An 18,115-nucleotide genomic window follows, 5' to 3' on the forward strand; every position below is an offset into this window, starting at 1 on the left:
AACCATGCGCGGCAATATCGCCCAACTGATGCAGCAGGCCCAGAAGATGCGGGAAAACCTGCAGAAGGCCCAGGAAGACCTCGCCAAGCTGGAAGTCACCGGCAGCGCCGGCGGCGGCATGGTCAGCGTGACCCTGACCGGCACCAAGGAATGCCGCAAGGTGCGCATCGATCCGTCGGTGCTCTCCGATGCGGAAATGACCGAAGACCTGGTGGCCGCAGCGTTCAACGATGCCTCCAACAAGATCGATGCCGAGTCGAAGAACCGCATGGGTTCGGCGACCGCTGGCATGCAGCTGCCCCGGGCATGAAGCTGCCGTTCTGAGCCACGTCTGCGCCGGGTCGAGGCCTGGCGACGGTGGTGACCGCGCCGCGAAGCCTCCGGGCTTCGCGCGCTTGTTTCTGAGATGAGCGATCCGCCATGAGCCTGCCCCTGCTCGAACAATTGATCGAGGCCTTCCGCGTGTTGCCGGGCGTGGGCCAGAAGACCGCCCAGCGCATGGCCTACCACGTGCTCGAACGTGAGCGCGAGGGCGGCCAGAAGCTGGCCGAGGTGCTGGCCAAGGCGATCGAGCGGATCGGGCATTGCGCGCAGTGCCGGGATTTCAGCGAGACCGAGGTCTGTGCGGTCTGCGCCAACGGCAGCCGCGAGCGCCAGCAGCTGTGTGCGGTGGAATCACCGGCCGATCGCCTGGCGATCGAGACGGCTACCGGCTACCGCGGCGTCTACTTCGTGCTGCAGGGGCGGCTGTCACCGCTGGACGGCATCGGTCCGCGCGAGCTGGGCCTGGATCAGCTGGAAGCCCGCCTGAAGCAAGGCGAAGTGACCGAGTTGATCATCGCCACCAGTGCCACCGTGGAAGGCGAAGCGACCGCGCATTATCTGGCCCAGATGGCGCGCAGCCACAAGGTCCGCCCGAGCCGGTTGGCGCAGGGCCTGCCGCTGGGCGGTGAGCTGGAATACGTGGATCGCGGCACGCTGTCGCACGCCTTCGGTACGCGTACCGAAGTGCAGGAATGATCCCGCGCAACCCGCGCCGGTGATCGAAACCGGGCGTGCATCCGCGCTACTCTCCAAGGCCCTGTTACACGAGGTGCCCTCATGAGCCACGACACCCTGTTCGGCAAGATCATCCGCCGCGAAATTCCCGCCACCATCGTCTACGAAGACGAGGAGGTGCTCGGCTTCAAGGACATCGCGCCGCAGGCGCCGGTGCACGTGTTGTTCATTCCCAAGCACGAAGCGATCCCGACCCTGGATGACGTGCGACCGGACCAGGCGCACCTGATCGGCAAGCTGGCGATGGCCGCCGCCGAGTACGCCCGCCGCGAAGGGTTCGCGCAGGACGGCTACCGTATCGTCATGAACTGCCGCGAGCACGCCGGGCAGACCGTGTTCCATATCCACCTGCACCTGCTGGCCGGCGCGCAGCTGGGTCACTTCGGCACGCCGAACGGCTGAGCGGGCCGGGGCAACAAAAAACGCCGCCCGAAGGCGGCGTTTTTTTCAGCGCGTCCGCATCAGCGACGGGGACGCGCCACCTCCGGGCTTACCACCAGCCCCAGCCGCGGTAGCCCCAGCCGGGACCCCAGCCCGGGCCCCACGGGCCGTACGGGTAGGCGGGCACCACGTCGACCTGGCGCTGTTCCGGCCACAGGTAGATCACATCGGCGTCCAGCTTCGGCAGGCGATAGTCGTACTCGCCGATACGGGTGTTCTCGTAGCCGCCGATCTTGCCGATGAAGGTCACGTCCCGGCCCGGTTCGAACACCGCCGGATCGTAGAAGCCGGCGCGGCACGCGATGAAGCGGCCGTCACTGGCGTCGGCCGAGGTGGTGCTCGGGCGGCCACTGCCGTTGAGCGGACGCGAAATCATCTGGAAGCAGGTCTGGCCCTGGCCCGGGTTGGTTTCGATGATGCGACCACCCCAACGCACCGGGGTGCCCACCTGCTGGGTGGGAACCGCGTCACGCGGGCTGACCATACTGAACTGCCCCTGCAGCGGCTTGGGCGCGGTGGCGCAGGCAGCCAATGCCAGAGAGGCAGCAAGGGGAAGCAGGATTTGAATCTTCATGGGGATGCTCCGGAGGTCGGGCGATGCCTGCGCAGGTCGCGCAATAATGAAGTGAGGTCGACGTCAGCGCCAGCGTAGCGCGCCTGGACGAAACGCGCGCTGAGCGACAACAACGCCGGATCGGGCCGTTGCCGGTCCACCCGGCGGGCCCACTCGCTGGCCGGTTCGGCGCTGGCGCGTTCCAGCCCATGGCGTGCATAGCGGCGTCCCAGCCGGTGCCAGGCCCGCAGCAGCGGGTCGCGTTCGCGTTCGCCCCGGGCCAGCAGCCACGCCATCCACCCTAGCGCGGCCAGCGCGAAGACAGTGAAAATTCCCACCAGTCGGGTCGGATCCAGGCGCTCGAAACCAAACGGTTCAAGAAGCCGTTGCTGGCGGTTGGCATCGAAGGACAGGATCAGGTCGTTCCAGCCCCGGCGCAGCCAGTCCCCCATCTGCCCGAACGGCAGCCAACGGCTGTTGAGCATCGCACCGGCGTCGCCCGCCGCCAGCCGGTCGTCGATCGTGTCGTAGATGCGTTCGGGGGCGACGGCCGCGGTCGGGTCGACACGCACCCAGCCGCGCCCGGGCAGCCAGACCTCGGCCCAGGCATGGGCATCCATCCGGCGCAGCACCCAGTAGTCACCATAGGGATTGTGGACGCCACCGGCGAAGCCGGTCACGACCCGCGCCGGGATGCCGGCGTTGCGCATCAACACAACGAACGATGAGCTGAAGTGCTGGCAGAAGCCGGCCTGCTGGTCGAACAGGAACTCGTCCACGCCATCTCGGCCCGGCTCGGGCGTGTCCAGGGTGTAGACGAAGCGCGCACGTACCCACTCGAGTGCGCGCTGCACGATCGCCGCATCGTTGCTGCCAGCCTCCTGCCGCCACTGCCGCGCCAGCACCGCCGTGCGCGGGTTCACGCCGTCGGGCAGCTGCAGCGCAAGGCGACGCTCGTAAGGCGTCAATGGGTCGGTGTAGGCCACGGCCGGGGCGGAACGCAGTCGCCAGCGGGTCAGGGCATTGAGTGCTGCGTGGCTGCGCAGGCTGTGGTTGGCATCCAGATCGCTGCCGGCAGGGGCCTGCAACGGCAGATCCAGCGCGACCAGCTGGCGGCGGTCGGTCGGCTCATAGTCGATCTGGTACTCCCACTGTGTGCTGGCGTGGGTCACCGCGGCGGGCGCGCGCTCGATCAGATGCCTGTCCTGTTCCCAGCGTTTGCCGTCGAACAGGCTGAGCACCGGGCCGCGCCAGTAGCGCTGCTGCGGTTCCGGAACCGCGCCAGAAAACTGCACGCGCAGCGCCGGGGTGTCATCGGCCATCAGATCCAGCCACTGCCCGGGCTCCATCGTGTCGGACAGGCCGGGCTTGCCGACCGCGCGATCGGGGATGCCCCACAGGGGTTCACTCAACCGCGGGAACAGCCAGAAACCGGCCAGCGCTAATGGCAGGCCGAGCATGACCAGCCGGCCGATTCCGCGCATCTGGCGTTTGAGCGGCGCCGGCGGTGCCTGGCCCTCCAGGTGCGCCAGCCGCTGCAACGCGAGCAATGCGACCAGGCCGGCCAGTACCGCCAATGTCATCGTCAGCGGCCCTTGGTCGAGCAGGAACGCCGCGAACGGGCCGAACAACCCGAAGCCGACCAGGCTGCGGGCATCGCGCAGGCTGCGCAGCTCGCTGGATTTCAACGCGAGCATCGCCGCCAGCAGCGCGCAGCCGGTATCGCGGCCCGGGCGCGGGCCCATCTGCCAGTAGATGGCGCCCAGCATGGCGAGCACCAGCAGCAGGCGCAGTGCCCCCGGCAGCAGGCGCTGCCGCGAAGCCAGGGCGGTCAGTAGTGCAACGCCGGCGATGACGGCCGCCAGCACGGTGGGCAGCTGCAGCAGCAGCGGCAACAGGCCCAGGGCCGCACTGGCCAGGGTCCAGTAGCGCGCACTGGGACTGAGCGGGGCGACGGCGCGGTCAGTCATGGGGCAACAGCGCCAACGCGCGCTGGCACAGATGGTGATGGGCACTGCCATTGCCGGGGCCGAGCACCGGCTGGCCGGGCAGCGTGAGGGTGTAGCGGCGCCCTTCGCGTTCGGCCAGGTCGACCCAGCGCGCCAGGCGCGCGATCCGCGCCTCGGTGCCCAGCGGGGCCAGGCGCCACCAGTCCAGCACGACCTCCACGCCGATCGGCTTTTCGTACTCGCGCACCAGCAGGGTGTCGCGCCGCGCAGAGTGCTTCCACGCGATGCTGCGCGTCGGGTCGCCGGGGCGATACGGACGCAGCTGATGCAGCTCGTCGCCGCTGGCATGCACACGGGTATGCAGCGGATCGCCGCCGCTCTCGGGCAATGCAGGGGCGTGCGCTTCCGGTGCGGCATAGACCAGCAAGGGTGTCTCCGGCCACACCCACGACCAGGCGCGTACCAGGCCCAGTGGCTGTGTGGTGGCGATGCGGATCCGGGAGAGGTCGAACCAGCCGCGCTGATGCGTGGGCAGGTCGAGATCCACTTCGATCTGGTCGCTGTCCACCAGGTGCCCGAACGCTGCCACGCCGTCGTGCTCCACGTGCAGGCCGCGACGTGCGCGGGTATCGGTGCGCGACAGGCTGATGCGCAGCCGCAGCGGCGCGCCTGCGGTGACCGGTTCGGCGGACACCGCATCCACCTGCAACGCGGACAACTGCAGGTGGGCGCTGATCGCACTGGCGATGCTGACCGTGGCCAGCAGCAGCGCCAACAACAGGGCAGGGTTGTTGTTGTAGTTCAATGCACCGAGCAGCATCGCCGAGAGCAGCGCGGCGACGAACAGACCGAAGCGCGTCGGCAGCACATAGATGCGGCGCCGGTCGAACCGGCTGGGCAGGTGCTCCGGTCGGCGCGGTCGCGCCAGATGCTGCAGGTGCTGCCAGCGGGCTCCCCAGCCGCGGCGCATCTCAGTCGACCTGCACGGTCTGGAGGATGGCGCGGGCCAATGCCGGCCCATTGCCGGCTTCTGCCTCCGGCACCAGCCGATGCCCGGCCACCGCAACGAACAGCGTCTGCACGTCTTCAGGCACGACATGTGCGCGGCCCAACAGCAGCGCATGCGCCTTGGCGGCGCGCAGCAATGCCAGGCCCGCGCGCGGTGACAGGCCTACGCGCACCCCGGCGTGCTGGCGGCTGCGGGCCAGCAGCGCCTGCACGTAGGTGATCAAGGCTTCACTGGCGTGCACCTGGCCGACCGCCTCGCGCAGCGTCCGCACCTCCACCTCGCTCAGCCGCGCGGTGGCCTGCGCGATCAGGTGGCGGCGATCAGTGCCGCGCAGCAGCTCGCGCTCGGATTCGGGATTGGGGTAGCCCAGCGCCAACCGCAGCAGGAAGCGGTCCAGCTGCGAGTCCGGCAACGGGAAGGTACCGGACAGGTCGACCGGGTTCTGGGTGGCGATGACGAAGAACGGATCCGGCAGCGGGTGGGTCACGCCATCCAGGGTCACCTGCTGCTCGGCCATCGCCTCCAGCAGCGCACTCTGGGTACGCGGCGGGGCGCGGTTGATCTCATCGGCAAGCAGCACATGGGTGAAGACCGGGCCGGGGTGGAACTGGAACTGACGGCTGCCGGCATCGTAAACAGAGACGCCGAGTACATCGGCAGGCAGCAGGTCGGAGGTGAACTGCACCCGCTGGAAGCCCAGCCCGAGGCTGGAGGCCATGGCGTGGGCAAGGGTGGTCTTGCCCAGGCCGGGCAGATCCTCGATCAGCAGATGGCCGCCGGAGAGCAGCGCCACGAAGGCCAGTCGTACCTCCTGGGCCTTGCCCAGGACCAGCCCGTTGACCTGATCCTGGGCGGCGCGGAGAGACTGTCGCAGTACATCGGTTAGCATGGCTGGCACGGGGGGCGAATGATCCATGTCCGTCTCGTATCGATGATTCCACTGATTCTATAGAGCAATGCAGGGCGAACAACGCGCACGCACCATATTCCTGTTGTTGTGGACGCTGGTCACCGCCGTCAAGCTGGTGGTGGCCGCACGTCTGCCCTTGTTCGTGGACGAAGCTTTTTACTGGCAGGAAGGCCAGCACCTGGCGGCGGCCTATTCGGACCTGCCCGGGCTGACCGCATGGCTGGCACGCCTGGGCGTGGAAGTGGGCGGCAACCATGTGCTCGCGCTGCGGCTGCCGTTCCTGGCGATCGGTGCGTGGCTGCCATGGCTGGTCTCGCGGATCGCCACGCGCTGGTTCGGCGCGGTGGCCGGTTGGCAGGCCGGCAGCCTGACCCTGCTGATGCCGCTGTCGGCCACGCTGGGCATGCTGGCCGTGCCGGATGTGCCGATGGCGCTGGCCGCGGTGCTGTGCCTGGACGCCGGTGCACGCCTGCTGCGCAACGTGGATGCGGCGGCGGCGGTGAAGCTGGCCGCAGGCCTGGCGATCGGCGCACTCAGCCATTACCGCTTCATCGGGGTGATCGTGGTCGGCTTCATCGCGCTGCTGGTGCTGCCGCAGGGCCGGCGCATGCTGCGCGATCCGCGCGTATGGGTGGCCCTGACGGTCGGTGTGGTGGCGTGGCTGCCGCTGCTGTCGTGGAATGCCGACAACCATGATGCCGGCCTGAAATTCCAGGTGGTCGAGCGCCACCCGTGGGCGTTCGAGTGGAGCGGGCTGTGGTTCCTGGTGATCCAGCCGATGCTGGTCACCCCGATCCTGTGCATCGCGATGTGGAAGGTGGCCCTGGCCGGTACCCGCTCCGGTGGAGGCGCACGCGCCCAGTGGCGGTATTTCGGTCTGATCGGCGCGGTATCGACCCTGTCCATCTTCGCCCTGGGCTTCTTCACCGATGTGGAGCGCATCAGTTTCCACTGGCCGTTGCCGGGCTATCTCGCACTGCTCATCGCGGTGCCGGTCGTGCTCAATGGCTGGCCGCGCTGGCTGCGCCGCACCGGCTGGTGGCTGGCCGGTGCCGGGTTGGCACTGGCCTTCGGCTATTACCTGATGGCGTCCGTGCCGAGCGTGCGCGAGCAGCTGGCCGGCTACAAGTATTACCCGCGCAACTTCGCCGGCTGGGAGCCCCTGGCAGGCGCCGTGCGCGAAGAATTGAAGGGCATGCCACCGGGCACGCGCGTGCTGGCCGGCAACTTCAAGGTCGGCGCGGAACTGGGCTTCCAGTTGCGTGATCCCTCGATCGAGGTGCTGCGCCATCCGTTGAACGACAAACACGGCCGCAGTGCGCAGCTGGGGCTGTGGGGGTTGCTGCACGATGGTCAGCGCGACACACCGATGCTGCTGGTGCTGTCCCCCAGCGACCAGCGCTATCGCGATCTGCTGGAGCGCTATCACGCGGTCTGCGACCAGGTGGGTCCGCTGCCGCCGCCGCGCGTGGTCAGCAACGATCATGGCTATCAGCGCTTCCTGCTGTTCAAGCTGCCTGCCGGGCGGGTGGACGGGCCCTGCGTCACCCCGGCGATGGCCTGGGTGGATGCGCCGCAGCCGGATGCCAAGGTGGGCGACACGCTGGATGTGCGCGGCTGGGCCTTCAAGGACGGTGCCGGCATCGAACGCGTCCAGCTGTTTGTCGATGGGAAGCCGGTCGGCGATGCGGTCTACGGGCGCGCCTACGACATCACCAGCGCCTGGAAGATCTCCACCGATCCGCAGCATCCCAACGTGGCCTTCGATGCCACGCTGAACACCGCTCACCTCGCGCCCGGTCGCCATTGGCTGGGCATGACGCTGTACGGCAAGGACGGCAGCGTGGAGCAGTGGCAGGAACAGGCCTTCACCGTCCCCGCGCGCTGAGTGCGCGTGTTTTTTCATGGATGACACCCTCATGCGCAATGCCTCGCCGGAAACGGCTTCCGTGCCGGTGTCCCGTCCGGTCTCCGCGCCGGTGCCGCCCGCGCTGACGCGCCTGCTGTGGCTGGCGGTGGCTGCGGTCGTCGCGGTGGGCGTGGCGGCGATGCTGTGGCTCGCGCCGCGGGTGCTGTACGCCGATCCGTGGCGCTTCACCCAGAAGCTGCTGGAGATGCCGTGGCCATCGAACGTGCTGGTCTCGGACAACGGCCACCGCGAAATCCTGCCGAACCTGGTGCGCCATGCCGAGCTGTCCTGGCTGCATGGCAACCAGTGGCTGCAGATCGGCACGGGCGTGCTGCTGGCCCTGGCCACGGTGTGGCTGCTGGCCCGGATCATCAAGGCCGATGCGCTGGCGCCGCCGGTACGCGCGGCCGCGACCCTGATCGGGGCGCTGTCGATCTTCTGGCTCGGCAGCCAGCGCGCGCTCACCCATGGCAACGAGTCGGTGCATGCGTATCTGATCACCGCGGCGCTGATGGCCGGGGTGGCTGTGCTGCTGCGTGGGGATCGCCGCGGTGCGGTGCTGGCGGCGCTGTGCGGTGTCGCGGCGACGTTCTCGTTCGGCAGCGGCGTAGCGGTGTTCGTCGGGCTGGCGGCGGTGCTGGTGGTGCGCCGTGCGCCGCTGTCGCACTGGGTGCCGTTGATGCTGGGGCTGTTGGTGGCGGTCGGCCTGCACCTGGGCATGGGCCGCACCGGCATGCCCTCGCAGATGGCGCTTGCGCCATTGGCGCAGCTGGACGTGCTGCTGCGCTGGCTGGCCTCGCCCTTCATCTACCTGGCCTGGCCTGCGCTGGATCCGGCGGCGGCACAGCAACTGCCGTTCGCGCCCGTGCGCAATGCGGTCCATTCGGTGGCGAGCGGGTACCAGTGGCTGTTCGGCCCGGTGATGACCTCGCGCTGGCCGCATCTGCTGGTGGGCGCGGTTGGGCTGGGCGGAGTGCTCGGAATGACCCGTTGCAGCTGGCAACGCGGGCGCAGCGCCGGCGCCGGGGAGTCGGTGGCGTTGGCGATGGCGTGGTTCGGGCTGGCCGTGGGCGGGCTGGTCGCGCTCAGCCGCTGGACCTATTTCGCCGATTACCCCACGCAGCTGGCCGCACCGCGGTATGTGCCGTGGTCGTGGCTGTTCTGGTGCGGCCTGCTGCTGTGGGCGACGGTCCGCGTGGGTCTGCGCCGCCCCCGGCCGGTGGTCTGGGGGGCGCTCCTGCTGGCCCTGGTGGCCGTGCCGAGCACCGCCTGGATGGCCTACCTCGGCGCCAGCATGCAGCGCGTGGCCAACATGACGGCCACCGCAGCCGCGGCGGGCGTGATCGATCCGGACCAGACCCATGGCGAGAGCGTACCTGGCGAAGTGCAGGCGGCACTGCCAAGCCTGCGCGCGCACGGGAGCGCGATGTTCGCCTGGCCGGAAACGCGCTATCTGCAGGGCGAACGCACGGCGGCCACCGCCTCGGCGGTGCCGCTCAGTGCGGTTTCGGTGGTCGCCGTGCGCAACCTGCTGGGCGGGCCCGCGTGGCGCGTGGAGTTCGCTGCCCGGAGCCCGGCGCCGCGGCTGGTCCTGCAGTGCGCGGGACGCCCGGTGGGCCTGGCGATGCCGCTGGCTGGGCACTGGGTCGGCTGGGCCACCGGGCCGCTGGATGCCGGCTGCCTGGAAGCGCTGCAGCTGCGTTGAGGCTCAGGGCAGGGTGTAGCCGGCCTGGCGCAGCAGCTGGCTCACCGCGATCAGCGGCAGGCCGATCAGAGCGGTCGGGTCGCGGTTCTCGATCGCCTCGAACAAGGTGATGCCCAGCCCCTCGCATTTGAAACTGCCGGCGCAGTCCAGCGGCTGCTCGGCGGCCACGTAGCGGACGATTTCGGCATGATCCAGCGTGCGGAAATGGACCCGGGTCCGGTCGCACGCGGCCAGGACCTCGCCGTCGCGCACCAGGCTCACCGCCGTGTGGAAGTCGACCACCTGGCCGGACATCGCCGCCAGCTGCGCCTGCGCACCCTCGACCGTGCCGGGCTTGCCCAGCGCGGCGCCGTTCAGTTCCGCCACCTGGTCCGAGCCGATCACCCACTGGCCCGGGTGCAGGCGGGCCACGGCCTCCGCCTTGGCCTGCGCCAACCGCACGGCCACGGCCCGTGGGGCCTCGCCGGGGGCGGGGGTCTCATCCACCTCGGGGCGGGCGGTCTGCAGGGGCAGGCCAAGCCGTTCCAGCAGTTCGCGGCGGTAGCGGGAGGTGGAGGCAAGCAGCAGTGGGGTCATGCGACAATACCGGGCACGGAAGGGCGGCAGTCTGGCCCTCGGGGCGGGGATCGGCAACCTGACTGCGCAGGCATTTGACAGCAGCCCGGGCGATCCTTAACATTCAGCGGCTTATGTCCGCAAACGTGCCCGAAATGCTGGATGCTTGGCGGATGGTCGCAGCGCGCAGGCGCTTCGATGGCCAGGTGGATCTAGCGAAATTGACCCGCCTGCAAGGCCTTGTTGCCGATACCGAAGGTCAGTGCACCTATGCACTGGAATTCGCGCACGACGACATCCTGCGGGTATCCTATGTTGAACTGTCCATCGACACCGCGCTGCCGCTGATCTGTCAGCGCAGCCTGCAGCGTTTCCTGTTGCCGGTTTCGATGGTGCAGCGGCTCGGTCTGATCCGCAGCGAAGAGGAAGAATCCTCGCTGCCGGAGGGGTGGGAGCCGTGGCTGGTGCCCGAAGACGGCATGCTGCGACCGCTGGAACTGGTCGAGGACGAACTCGTCCTGGCCGTGCCCGTCGTGCCGTTGTCTCCCGATGGCGAGGCAGTGGACAAGGACTGGGCACCGACCGAAGAAGAAATCAGCAAGGCCAATCCGTTCGCGGCGTTGGCGGCACTGAAAAAACAATAGCAGCCGGATTGTCGTCGGCGGCTGCGGCGAAAGCGAAAACTGTGCTGGGCGCTGGCGTCCTGCGCGACGATACGACGAAGCAAAACGAACCGAGTTTGGAGCAATCCCATGGCTGTGCAGAAATCCCGTGTCACCCCGTCCCGCCGCGGTATGCGCCGTGCGCATGACGCCCTGAGCGCCAAGCAGCTGTCCACCGATCCGACCACCGGTGAAGTGCACCTGCGTCACCACATCACCGCTGACGGTTTCTACCGCGGCAAGAAGGTGATCACGACCAAGTCAAACTCGGCCGTCGAAGAAGATTGATTTGTGAAGGCCGCTGCCCGGTCGGGCGGCGGCCTTTACCCCATTCTTCCCGATCACCACGTTTGGTGATCGTGCTACAGGACATGCAATGAGCAAGCGGATCTACTCGAGGATCGCGGGCACCGGTAGTTATTTGCCCGAAAAAGTGTTGACCAACCAGGATCTGGAGAAAATGGTCGACACCAGCGATGAGTGGATTCAATCGCGCACTGGTATCCGCGAACGGCACATTGCGGCCGAAGGCGAGACCACCAGCGACCTCGGCTACCACGCCGCGGTACGTGCGCTTGAAGCGGCCGGTATCGACGCTTCGCAGCTCGACATGATCGTGGTGGGTACCACCACGCCTGACCTGATTTTCCCGTCCACCGCTTGCCTGATCCAGGCCAAGCTCGGTGCGAGCGGTTGCCCCGCCTTCGACGTCAACGCCGCCTGTTCGGGCTTCGTGTTCGCGTTGAGCGTGGCCGACAAATTCATCCGTTCCGGTGATGCACGCCATGTGCTGGTCATCGGTGCGGAAACCCTGACCCGTATCGTCGACTGGACCGAGCGCACCACCTGCGTGCTGTTCGGCGATGGCGCGGGCGCCGTCGTGCTCAAGGCCGACGAAGACACCGGCATCCTCAGCACCCACCTGCATTCGGATGGCAGCAAGAAAGAACTGCTGTGGAACCCGGTGGGCGTCTCGGCCGGCTTCGGCGAGGGCGACAATGCCCGCGGCGCGATCCTGATGAAGGGCAACGACGTGTTCAAGTACGCCGTCAAGGCGCTGGACTCGGTCGTCGATGAAACCCTGGAAGCCAATGCGCTGACCAAGGCCGACCTGGATTGGCTGATCCCGCACCAGGCCAACCTGCGCATCATCGAAGCCACCGCCAAGCGCCTGGAGATGTCCATGGACCAGGTGGTGGTGACGGTCGACAAGCACGGCAATACGTCCTCTGCCTCCGTGCCGATGGCGCTGGACCACGCGGTCCGCTCCGGCCGTGTGGAGCGCGGCCAGCTGCTGCTGCTGGAAGCCTTCGGCGGCGGCTTCACGTGGGGTTCTGCTCTGCTGCGCTATTGATAGCCGCAGTTACGACAACGTGACGCTGTCGTTACGGCCCCATTACGGGGCCGTAAGCATTTCAGGAGAACTGTCATGGTTGAGCCCATCGTCATCGAAGGGCAGCGCGCCTGGCTGAAGCAGTACGGCGAAGGAAGCCGCGTGGTCGCGCTGGGGCTGCTGAACTTCATCGCCCGCCGCTTCCAGCTTGATGCCCTGCGCCCACCGCCGCACCGCGGCGGCGATGCCGCCCGCGAAACCGAAGCCCGGCGCCTGGCCGAACTGCAGGCCCAGGGCGTCAACGTCCCCAGCGTGATCGGCAGCGGCCACGCCGCCCTCGTGCTGGGCGACAACGGCTCCTCGTTCAACACCTGCCTGCGCGAAGCCGACGATGCCGGCCGCGACCGCCTGGTGTCCGCAGCGATGAACGCCATCGCCCAGGCTCACCGCAAGGGCGCTTATTTCGGCCAGCCACTGCCGCGCAACCTGACCTGGGACGGCAACGAGATCGGCTTCATCGATTTCGAAGAAGACCCCCTGGAAGTCATGGACCTCGCCCAGGCCCAGGCCCGCGACTGGCTGATGTTCGGCTACGGCGTGGCCAAGTACTACGAAGATCGGCCGCAGCAGCTGCAGAGCCTGATGGCGCAGGCCATGGACGGCGCCGAAGCGCCGGTCCTCGCCCATGCCCACGATGTCACCGGTCGCCTCCAGGGGCTGGCCCGTTACAGCATGAAAATGGGCCGCTCGGCCCGCGCGCTGGCCCACTCGATCCTGATCGTCCACGGCGCCACGACCCTGGGCGTGCTGATGCTGGCCGTGATCTGCATCGACTTCTTCAGCGACGGCGACCTCGACATCCTCCAGCTGTTCACCTGAGCCCACATACGCGGCAGTACAGACGAAGGGCGACGTTCCCCTTTATCATTCGCCGTTCGATTTTTGCAGGCGGATGATCGCGTGACCGATACCAATCTCGCATTCGTGTTCCCGGGCCAGGGCTCGCAGTCGCTGGGCATGCTGGCCGAACTGGCCGAGCTGCGCCCGCAGATCCGCGAGGCTTTCACCGAGGCCTCCGACGGCGCCGGTGTCGACCTCTGGGCCCTTTCCCAGGGCGGCCCGGAGGAGATGCTCAACCGCACCGAGTACACCCAGCCGGCCCTGCTGGCGGCCAGCATCGGCGTCTGGCGCGCCTGGAACGCCGTTGGCGGCGCCAAGCCGGCCGTCCTGGCCGGCCACAGCCTGGGCGAGTACACCGCCCTGGTCGCCGCCGGCGCCCTGTCGCTGCGTGACGGCGCCCATCTGGTGCGCCTGCGCGGCCAGTTGATGCAGGAAGCCGCCCCGACCGGCGTGGGGGCCATGGCCGCCGTCCTCGGCGCGGAAGACGCCCTCGTCGTGGAGGTCTGCGAACAGGCCGCCGGCAGCCAGGTGGTGGTCCCGGCCAACTACAACTCGCCCGGCCAGATCGTCATCGGTGGCGACGCCGCCGCCGTGGACCGCGCGCTGGCCCTGTTGGCCGAGAAGGGCGTCCGCAAGGCCGTCAAGCTCGCCGTCAGCGTGCCCTCGCACACCCCGCTGATGCGCGAAGCCGCCAACCGCCTGGCTGAAACCATGGCTGGCCTGGACTGGCGCGCCCCGGCCCTGCCGGTGGTGCAGAACGTCGATGCCCGCGTGCATGACGGCGTGGACGCCATCCGCCAGGCGCTGGTCCAGCAGCTGTACCTGCCTGTCCAGTGGACCGGCTGCGTGCAGGCGCTGGCCGCCCGCGGCGTCACCCGGGTGGCCGAATGTGGCCCGGGCAAGGTGCTGAGCGGATTGATCAAACGCATCGACAAATCGCTGGACGCGCGCACACTGTCCACGCCCGCCGATTTCGAGACGGCCCGCGAGACCTGGGCCGCCTGATGTCTTCCGATCGTGCCCGCGCTGGACTGGCCTCGCGCCAGACCGGCCAGGCCGATCCCGTTCGAGGAAATGAGATGAGCAAGCCCCTTCAGGGTGAAATCGCACTGGTCACCGGCGCCAGCCGGGGTATCGGTGCCGCGATCGCCGACGCACTGGCCGCGCAGGGCGCGACCGTCATCGGCACCGCCACCACCGACGCCGGTGCCGCCGCCATTGGTGAGCGCCTGGCTGCCGTGGGTGGCCACGGCCGCGCGCTGAACGTCACCGACGCTGCTGCGCTGGAGGCCGTGCTGGACGGTATCGCCAAGGAATTCGGCGCCATCAGCATCCTGGTCAACAACGCCGGCATCACCCGCGACAATCTGTTGCTGCGGATGAAGGAAGAAGACTGGCAGGCGATCCTGGACACCAACCTGACCAGCGTCTTCCGCACCTCCAAGGCCGTCATGCGCGGCATGATGAAGGCGCGCAAGGGCCGCATCATCAACATCGCCTCGGTGATCGGCGTGACCGGCAATGCCGGCCAGGCCAACTACGCCGCGGCCAAGGCCGGCATCATTGCCTTCTCCAAGTCGCTGGCCAAGGAAATCGGCTCGCGCGGGATCACGGTGAACGTGGTCGCGCCGGGCTTCATCGACACCGACATGACCAAGGCCCTGCCGGAAGAGCAGCGCACCGGCCTGGTCAAGTCGATCGCCCTGGAGCGGCTCGGCGAGCCGTCCGATATCGCCAACGCGGTGGCGTTCCTGGCCGGTCCTTCGGCCAGCTACATCACCGGCGAAACCCTCCATGTGAACGGCGGCATGTACATGCCGTAAGCATGTGGCGCAAGGAGTGCGCCGCAAGTGGTTGATCCGTTTGATGTTTTGCTGCAATGCAAGGTGTCGCTGGTTTCCACTACACTATCCCACGGTCATCCCTCACCGGATGGCGTCATTTTTGAACCACTACTCCATCTGGAGCGATATCCAATGAGCACCATCGAAGAACGCGTCAAGAAAATCGTCGTCGAACAGCTTGGCGTCAAGGAAGAGGAAGTCACCAACAGCGCATCGTTCGTCGATGACCTGGGCGCTGACTCGCTGGACACCGTTGAACTGGTGATGGCGCTGGAAGAAGAGTTCGAGTGCGAAATCCCGGACGAAGAAGCCGAAAAGATCAGCACCGTGCAGGCTGCGATCGACTACATCAACGCCCACGTCAAGGCTTGATGTCAGGCGGCTCGCGCGCGGCCGTGGCGATTGCTGCGACCGCGTGCGGCAAACCCATGGGGCCGCGCTTGCGGCCCTGTGCTTTTGAGCGTTATACCGCGTGATACCCGCAACACCCGGGTCAGGAGAATCTGCAATGAAGCGTCGCGTCGTCGTTACCGGCATGGGCATGGTCTCGCCATTGGGCAATGATATGGCCAGCAGTTGGAAGGGCATCACCGAAGGCCGTTCCGGCATCGGTCCGCTGACCAACGTTTCGCAGTCCTACCTGGACCGTTTCACCACCAAGATCGCAGGTGAGGTCAGGGACTTCGACATCACCGCCGACAACGAACAGTTCGGCAAATTCCGGGTCACTGGCAAGGATGCCAAGAAGATGGACCCGTTCATTCATTACGGCCTCGGTGCCGCCTTCATGGCCTTGAACGATTCCGGCCTGGAGATCACCGACGGCAACGCCGAGCGCGTCGGCGCCATCGTGGGCGCGGGCATCGGCGGCCTGCTGGGCATCGAAGAGCAGACCATCGATTTCCACGAGGGCAAGAAGATCTCGCCCTTCTACGTGCCCAAGACCATCATCAACATGCTCCCGGGCCAGCTGAGCATCATCACCGGCCTGAAGGGTCCGTCGTTCTCGGCGGTCTCCGCCTGCGCGACCTCCAACCACTCCATCGGCACCGCGATGCGCATGATCCAGTACGGCGATGCGGACGTGATGGTGGTCGGTGGTGCCGAGCGCGGCTCCTCGCCGACCGCCCTGGGCGGCTTCTGCGCGATGAAGGCGATGAGCACCCGCAACGATGCACCGGCGGAAGCCTCGCGCCCGTGGGACAAGGAACGCGACGGCTTCGTGCTGGGCGACGGCGCCGGCATCCTGATCCTGGAAGAGTACGAGCACGCCAAGGCACGTGGCGCGCGCATCTATGCCGAGCTGGCCGGTTTCGGCGCCAGCTCGGACGCGTACCACATGACCGCCCCGAGCGAGAACGGCGAAGGCGCGGCACGCTGCATGACCATGGCGCTGAAGGACGCCGGCGTGACCCCGGAGCAGGTCGGTTACCTCAATGCGCACGGCACCTCCACGCCGCTGGGCGACCTGGGCGAAACCATGGCCATGAAGACCGCCTTCGGTGACCACGCCTACAAGATGATGGTCAGCTCCACCAAGTCGATGACCGGCCACCTGCTCGGCGCGGCCGGCGGCGTGGAGGCGATCTTCTCGGTGCTGGCGCTGCGCGACAACATCATTCCGCCGACCATCAACCTGCATGAAGCGGGCGAGGGCTGCGACCTGGATTACGTGCCCAACACCGCACGCGAGGCCAAGGTCGATGTGGTGATGTCCAACGGCTTCGGCTTCGGCGGCACCAACGGCACGCTGGTGTTCAAGCGCGTCTGACCGCCCGTTCCGTGCACTCCCACCCGGGCCGCCATCATGGCGGCCTTGGTGTATCTGGCCCCCGCGCACGCTGCGCGCCCTTCCGGTGTCCTGTCATGTTCCAGACGCTTCCGCTGCCCGCCACCACCGACCTGCTGGCCCTGCAGCGCCTGGCCCCGCAGCGCTACCCGCTGCTGATGGAGTCCACCGCCTCGGGCACCGCGCAGGGGCGCTGGGACCTGCTGCTGATGGGCAGCGGCGAAGCGCTCGCGCTGCACGCCGACGGCGTGGTGCGTGATGCCGATGGCGTGGCGCAGGACGGCCGCTTCCTGGACGTGCTCGACGCGCACTGGGCCGCCCTGCGGTTGCCGCGCGAGGAGACGACACTGCCGTTCCGCGGTGGCTGGGCACTGATGCTGGATTACGAACTGGCCGGGCAGATCGAAGACGTGCTGGCCTTGCCGGCGCGCGCCGATGGCCTGCCGTCCGCGCTGGCGCTGCGCTGCCCGGCGGCGGTGCTGCACGACCGCGTGCTCGGCCAGTTCCATGCGGTGTGCGAGAGCGGCCAGGCCGCGCTGCTGCAGACCCTGCAGGACGACCTTGCCGCGGCCGCCGCGCTGGCCCCGTTGCCGACCTGGCAGCCCCCGGTCGTGATCGGCGAAGACGCGCCACAGCGCTTCACCGACGGCGTCGGCAAGGTGATCGATTACCTGCGCGCGGGTGACGTGTTCCAGGTGAACCTGTCCCGCCGCTGGAGCGCGCAGTTCACCGAGGCGCTCTCGCCGCAGGCGCTGTACGCGCAGCTGCGCGTGGCCAACCCGGCGCCGTTCGCCGGGCTGTTCATGGCGCAGGGCAGGGCGGTGGTCAGCTCCTCGCCCGAGCGGCTGGTCTCGGTGCATGGCGATGACGTGCAGACCCGCCCGATCGCCGGCACCCGCCCGCGTTTCGCTGGCGACGACGATGCCGCGCGGATCCAGGAACTGGTCGGCCATCCCAAGGAGCGCGCCGAGCACGTGATGCTGATCGACCTGGAGCGCAATGACCTCGGCCGCATCTGCGCACCGGGCAGCGTGGAGGTGGATGAACTGATGACCGTGGAGAGCTACGCCCACGTGCACCACATCGTCAGCAACGTGCGTGGCCGCCTGCGCGAGGACGTCAGCCCCGGCCAGGTGATTGCCGCGACCTTCCCCGGCGGCACCATCACCGGCTGCCCCAAGGTGCGCTGCATGCAGATCATCGCCGAGCTGGAGCAGACCGCGCGCGGCGCCTACACCGGCGCGTTCGGCTGGCTGAACCGCGATGGCGACCTGGACCTGAACATCCTGATCCGCACCGCCGAAGTGGCCGGCGATACCGCCAGCTTCCGCACCGGGGCCGGGATCGTGGTCGATTCGGTGGCCGACAAGGAACTGGACGAAACCCGCGCCAAGGCCCGTGGCCTGCTGCGGGCGCTGGGCAGCGATGCCTGAGCCGTTTGGCGGTGTGCAGTACCCGCGCGGTATGCTGCGCGGCGAAGAATTTGATTCGAGGTGA

The 18,115-nt window shown here is 68.0% G+C and carries 18 protein-coding genes and 1 pseudogene; 14 read left to right on the plus strand and 5 right to left on the minus strand.

Annotated elements, in window-relative coordinates:
* Positions 1 to 4 precede the first annotated feature (4 nt).
* From BIZ42_RS13740 to BIZ42_RS13750, 3 genes and pseudogenes are all read left to right on the plus strand, one after another.
* A pseudogene (locus BIZ42_RS13740) lies at positions 5 to 324 on the plus strand (YbaB/EbfC family nucleoid-associated protein).
* Positions 325 to 420: 96 nt separating this feature from the next.
* On the plus strand, positions 421 to 1,020 hold the full coding sequence (gene recR / locus BIZ42_RS13745; protein ID WP_019185336.1) for a recombination mediator RecR: 600 nt from the start codon (positions 421 to 423) through the stop codon (positions 1,018 to 1,020).
* A gap of 81 nt (positions 1,021 to 1,101) precedes the next feature.
* On the plus strand, positions 1,102 to 1,461 hold the full coding sequence (locus tag BIZ42_RS13750) for a histidine triad nucleotide-binding protein (RefSeq protein WP_019185337.1): 360 nt from the start codon (positions 1,102 to 1,104) through the stop codon (positions 1,459 to 1,461).
* A gap of 88 nt (positions 1,462 to 1,549) precedes the next feature.
* Here the strand turns inward: BIZ42_RS13750 and BIZ42_RS13755 are convergent, their stop codons facing one another.
* From BIZ42_RS13755 to BIZ42_RS13770, 4 genes are read right to left on the minus strand one after another with little or no spacing between them, the layout of a single operon-like run.
* Entirely contained in the window at positions 1,550 to 2,074 is a 525-nt protein-coding gene (locus BIZ42_RS13755; protein ID WP_019185338.1) for a Slp family lipoprotein, read from the minus strand.
* Positions 2,071 to 4,023 carry a DUF3488 and transglutaminase-like domain-containing protein gene (locus BIZ42_RS13760; protein WP_070426744.1) on the minus strand — a complete coding sequence of 651 codons (1,953 nt, stop codon included), beginning with the start codon at positions 4,021 to 4,023 and terminating at the stop codon, positions 2,071 to 2,073. Before BIZ42_RS13760 ends, BIZ42_RS13755 begins: the two co-directional genes overlap by 4 nt.
* Positions 4,016 to 4,972: a DUF58 domain-containing protein gene (locus BIZ42_RS13765; protein WP_070426745.1), complete on the minus strand. Its 957-nt coding sequence runs from the start codon at positions 4,970 to 4,972 to the stop codon at positions 4,016 to 4,018. Before BIZ42_RS13765 ends, BIZ42_RS13760 begins: the two co-directional genes overlap by 8 nt.
* A 1-nt stretch (position 4,973) precedes the next feature.
* Positions 4,974 to 5,927 (minus strand): MoxR family ATPase, encoded by a 954-nt coding sequence (locus BIZ42_RS13770; protein ID WP_046273892.1) that lies wholly within the window; start codon positions 5,925 to 5,927, stop codon positions 4,974 to 4,976.
* A 40-nt stretch (positions 5,928 to 5,967) separates the two neighbouring features.
* On the opposite strand from BIZ42_RS13770, the gene BIZ42_RS13775 reads away from it, so the two are divergent.
* A complete protein-coding gene (locus BIZ42_RS13775) occupies positions 5,968 to 7,809 on the plus strand; it encodes a glycosyltransferase family 39 protein (RefSeq protein WP_070426746.1) in 1,842 nt (613 codons plus the stop codon).
* 16 nt (positions 7,810 to 7,825) lie between these two features.
* Positions 7,826 to 9,535, plus strand: coding sequence for a hypothetical protein (locus tag BIZ42_RS13780; protein WP_156785745.1), 1,710 nt, complete (start codon positions 7,826 to 7,828; stop codon positions 9,533 to 9,535).
* 3 nt (positions 9,536 to 9,538) lie between these two features.
* On the opposite strand, the gene BIZ42_RS13785 is transcribed toward BIZ42_RS13780, so the two are convergent.
* Positions 9,539 to 10,111 (minus strand): Maf family nucleotide pyrophosphatase, encoded by a 573-nt coding sequence (locus BIZ42_RS13785; RefSeq protein ID WP_070426747.1) that lies wholly within the window; start codon positions 10,109 to 10,111, stop codon positions 9,539 to 9,541.
* 113 nt (positions 10,112 to 10,224) lie between these two features.
* Here BIZ42_RS13785 and BIZ42_RS13790 point away from each other — a divergent pair, with 113 nt between their 5' ends.
* The 9 genes from BIZ42_RS13790 to BIZ42_RS13830 all read left to right on the plus strand — a co-directional run bounded on the left by BIZ42_RS13790 (position 10,225) and on the right by BIZ42_RS13830 (position 18,051).
* A complete protein-coding gene (locus BIZ42_RS13790; protein ID WP_019185345.1) occupies positions 10,225 to 10,734 on the plus strand; it encodes a YceD family protein in 510 nt (169 codons plus the stop codon).
* A 108-nt stretch (positions 10,735 to 10,842) separates the two neighbouring features.
* Positions 10,843 to 11,040 carry a 50S ribosomal protein L32 gene (gene rpmF / locus BIZ42_RS13795; protein ID WP_017357626.1) on the plus strand — a complete coding sequence of 66 codons (198 nt, stop codon included), beginning with the start codon at positions 10,843 to 10,845 and terminating at the stop codon, positions 11,038 to 11,040.
* An 88-nt stretch (positions 11,041 to 11,128) separates the two neighbouring features.
* The gene (locus BIZ42_RS13800; protein WP_019185346.1) at positions 11,129 to 12,106 is read left to right on the plus strand and encodes a beta-ketoacyl-ACP synthase III; all 978 of its coding nucleotides are present in this window, start codon (positions 11,129 to 11,131) and stop codon (positions 12,104 to 12,106) included.
* Positions 12,107 to 12,181: 75 nt separating this feature from the next.
* Positions 12,182 to 12,964, plus strand: coding sequence for a serine/threonine protein kinase (locus tag BIZ42_RS13805; RefSeq protein WP_019185347.1), 783 nt, complete (start codon positions 12,182 to 12,184; stop codon positions 12,962 to 12,964).
* A gap of 81 nt (positions 12,965 to 13,045) precedes the next feature.
* Complete coding sequence (gene fabD, locus BIZ42_RS13810) at positions 13,046 to 13,990, plus strand: ACP S-malonyltransferase (protein WP_070427544.1); 945 nt, start codon at positions 13,046 to 13,048, stop codon at positions 13,988 to 13,990.
* 74 nt (positions 13,991 to 14,064) lie between these two features.
* Positions 14,065 to 14,808 (plus strand): 3-oxoacyl-ACP reductase FabG, encoded by a 744-nt coding sequence (gene fabG / locus BIZ42_RS13815; protein ID WP_070426748.1) that lies wholly within the window; start codon positions 14,065 to 14,067, stop codon positions 14,806 to 14,808.
* A gap of 153 nt (positions 14,809 to 14,961) precedes the next feature.
* Positions 14,962 to 15,201 (plus strand): acyl carrier protein, encoded by a 240-nt coding sequence (gene acpP / locus BIZ42_RS13820; RefSeq protein ID WP_017357544.1) that lies wholly within the window; start codon positions 14,962 to 14,964, stop codon positions 15,199 to 15,201.
* 136 nt (positions 15,202 to 15,337) lie between these two features.
* Complete coding sequence (fabF, locus tag BIZ42_RS13825) at positions 15,338 to 16,600, plus strand: beta-ketoacyl-ACP synthase II (RefSeq protein WP_070426749.1); 1,263 nt, start codon at positions 15,338 to 15,340, stop codon at positions 16,598 to 16,600.
* Positions 16,601 to 16,695: 95 nt separating this feature from the next.
* Entirely contained in the window at positions 16,696 to 18,051 is a 1,356-nt protein-coding gene (locus BIZ42_RS13830) for an aminodeoxychorismate synthase component I (RefSeq protein WP_070426750.1), read from the plus strand.
* The last annotated feature ends 64 nt before the right edge of the window (positions 18,052 to 18,115 follow it).

Origin of the sequence: Stenotrophomonas sp. LM091 (assembly GCF_001806305.1) — a bacterium.
Classification (GTDB): domain Bacteria; phylum Pseudomonadota; class Gammaproteobacteria; order Xanthomonadales; family Xanthomonadaceae; genus Stenotrophomonas; species Stenotrophomonas bentonitica_A.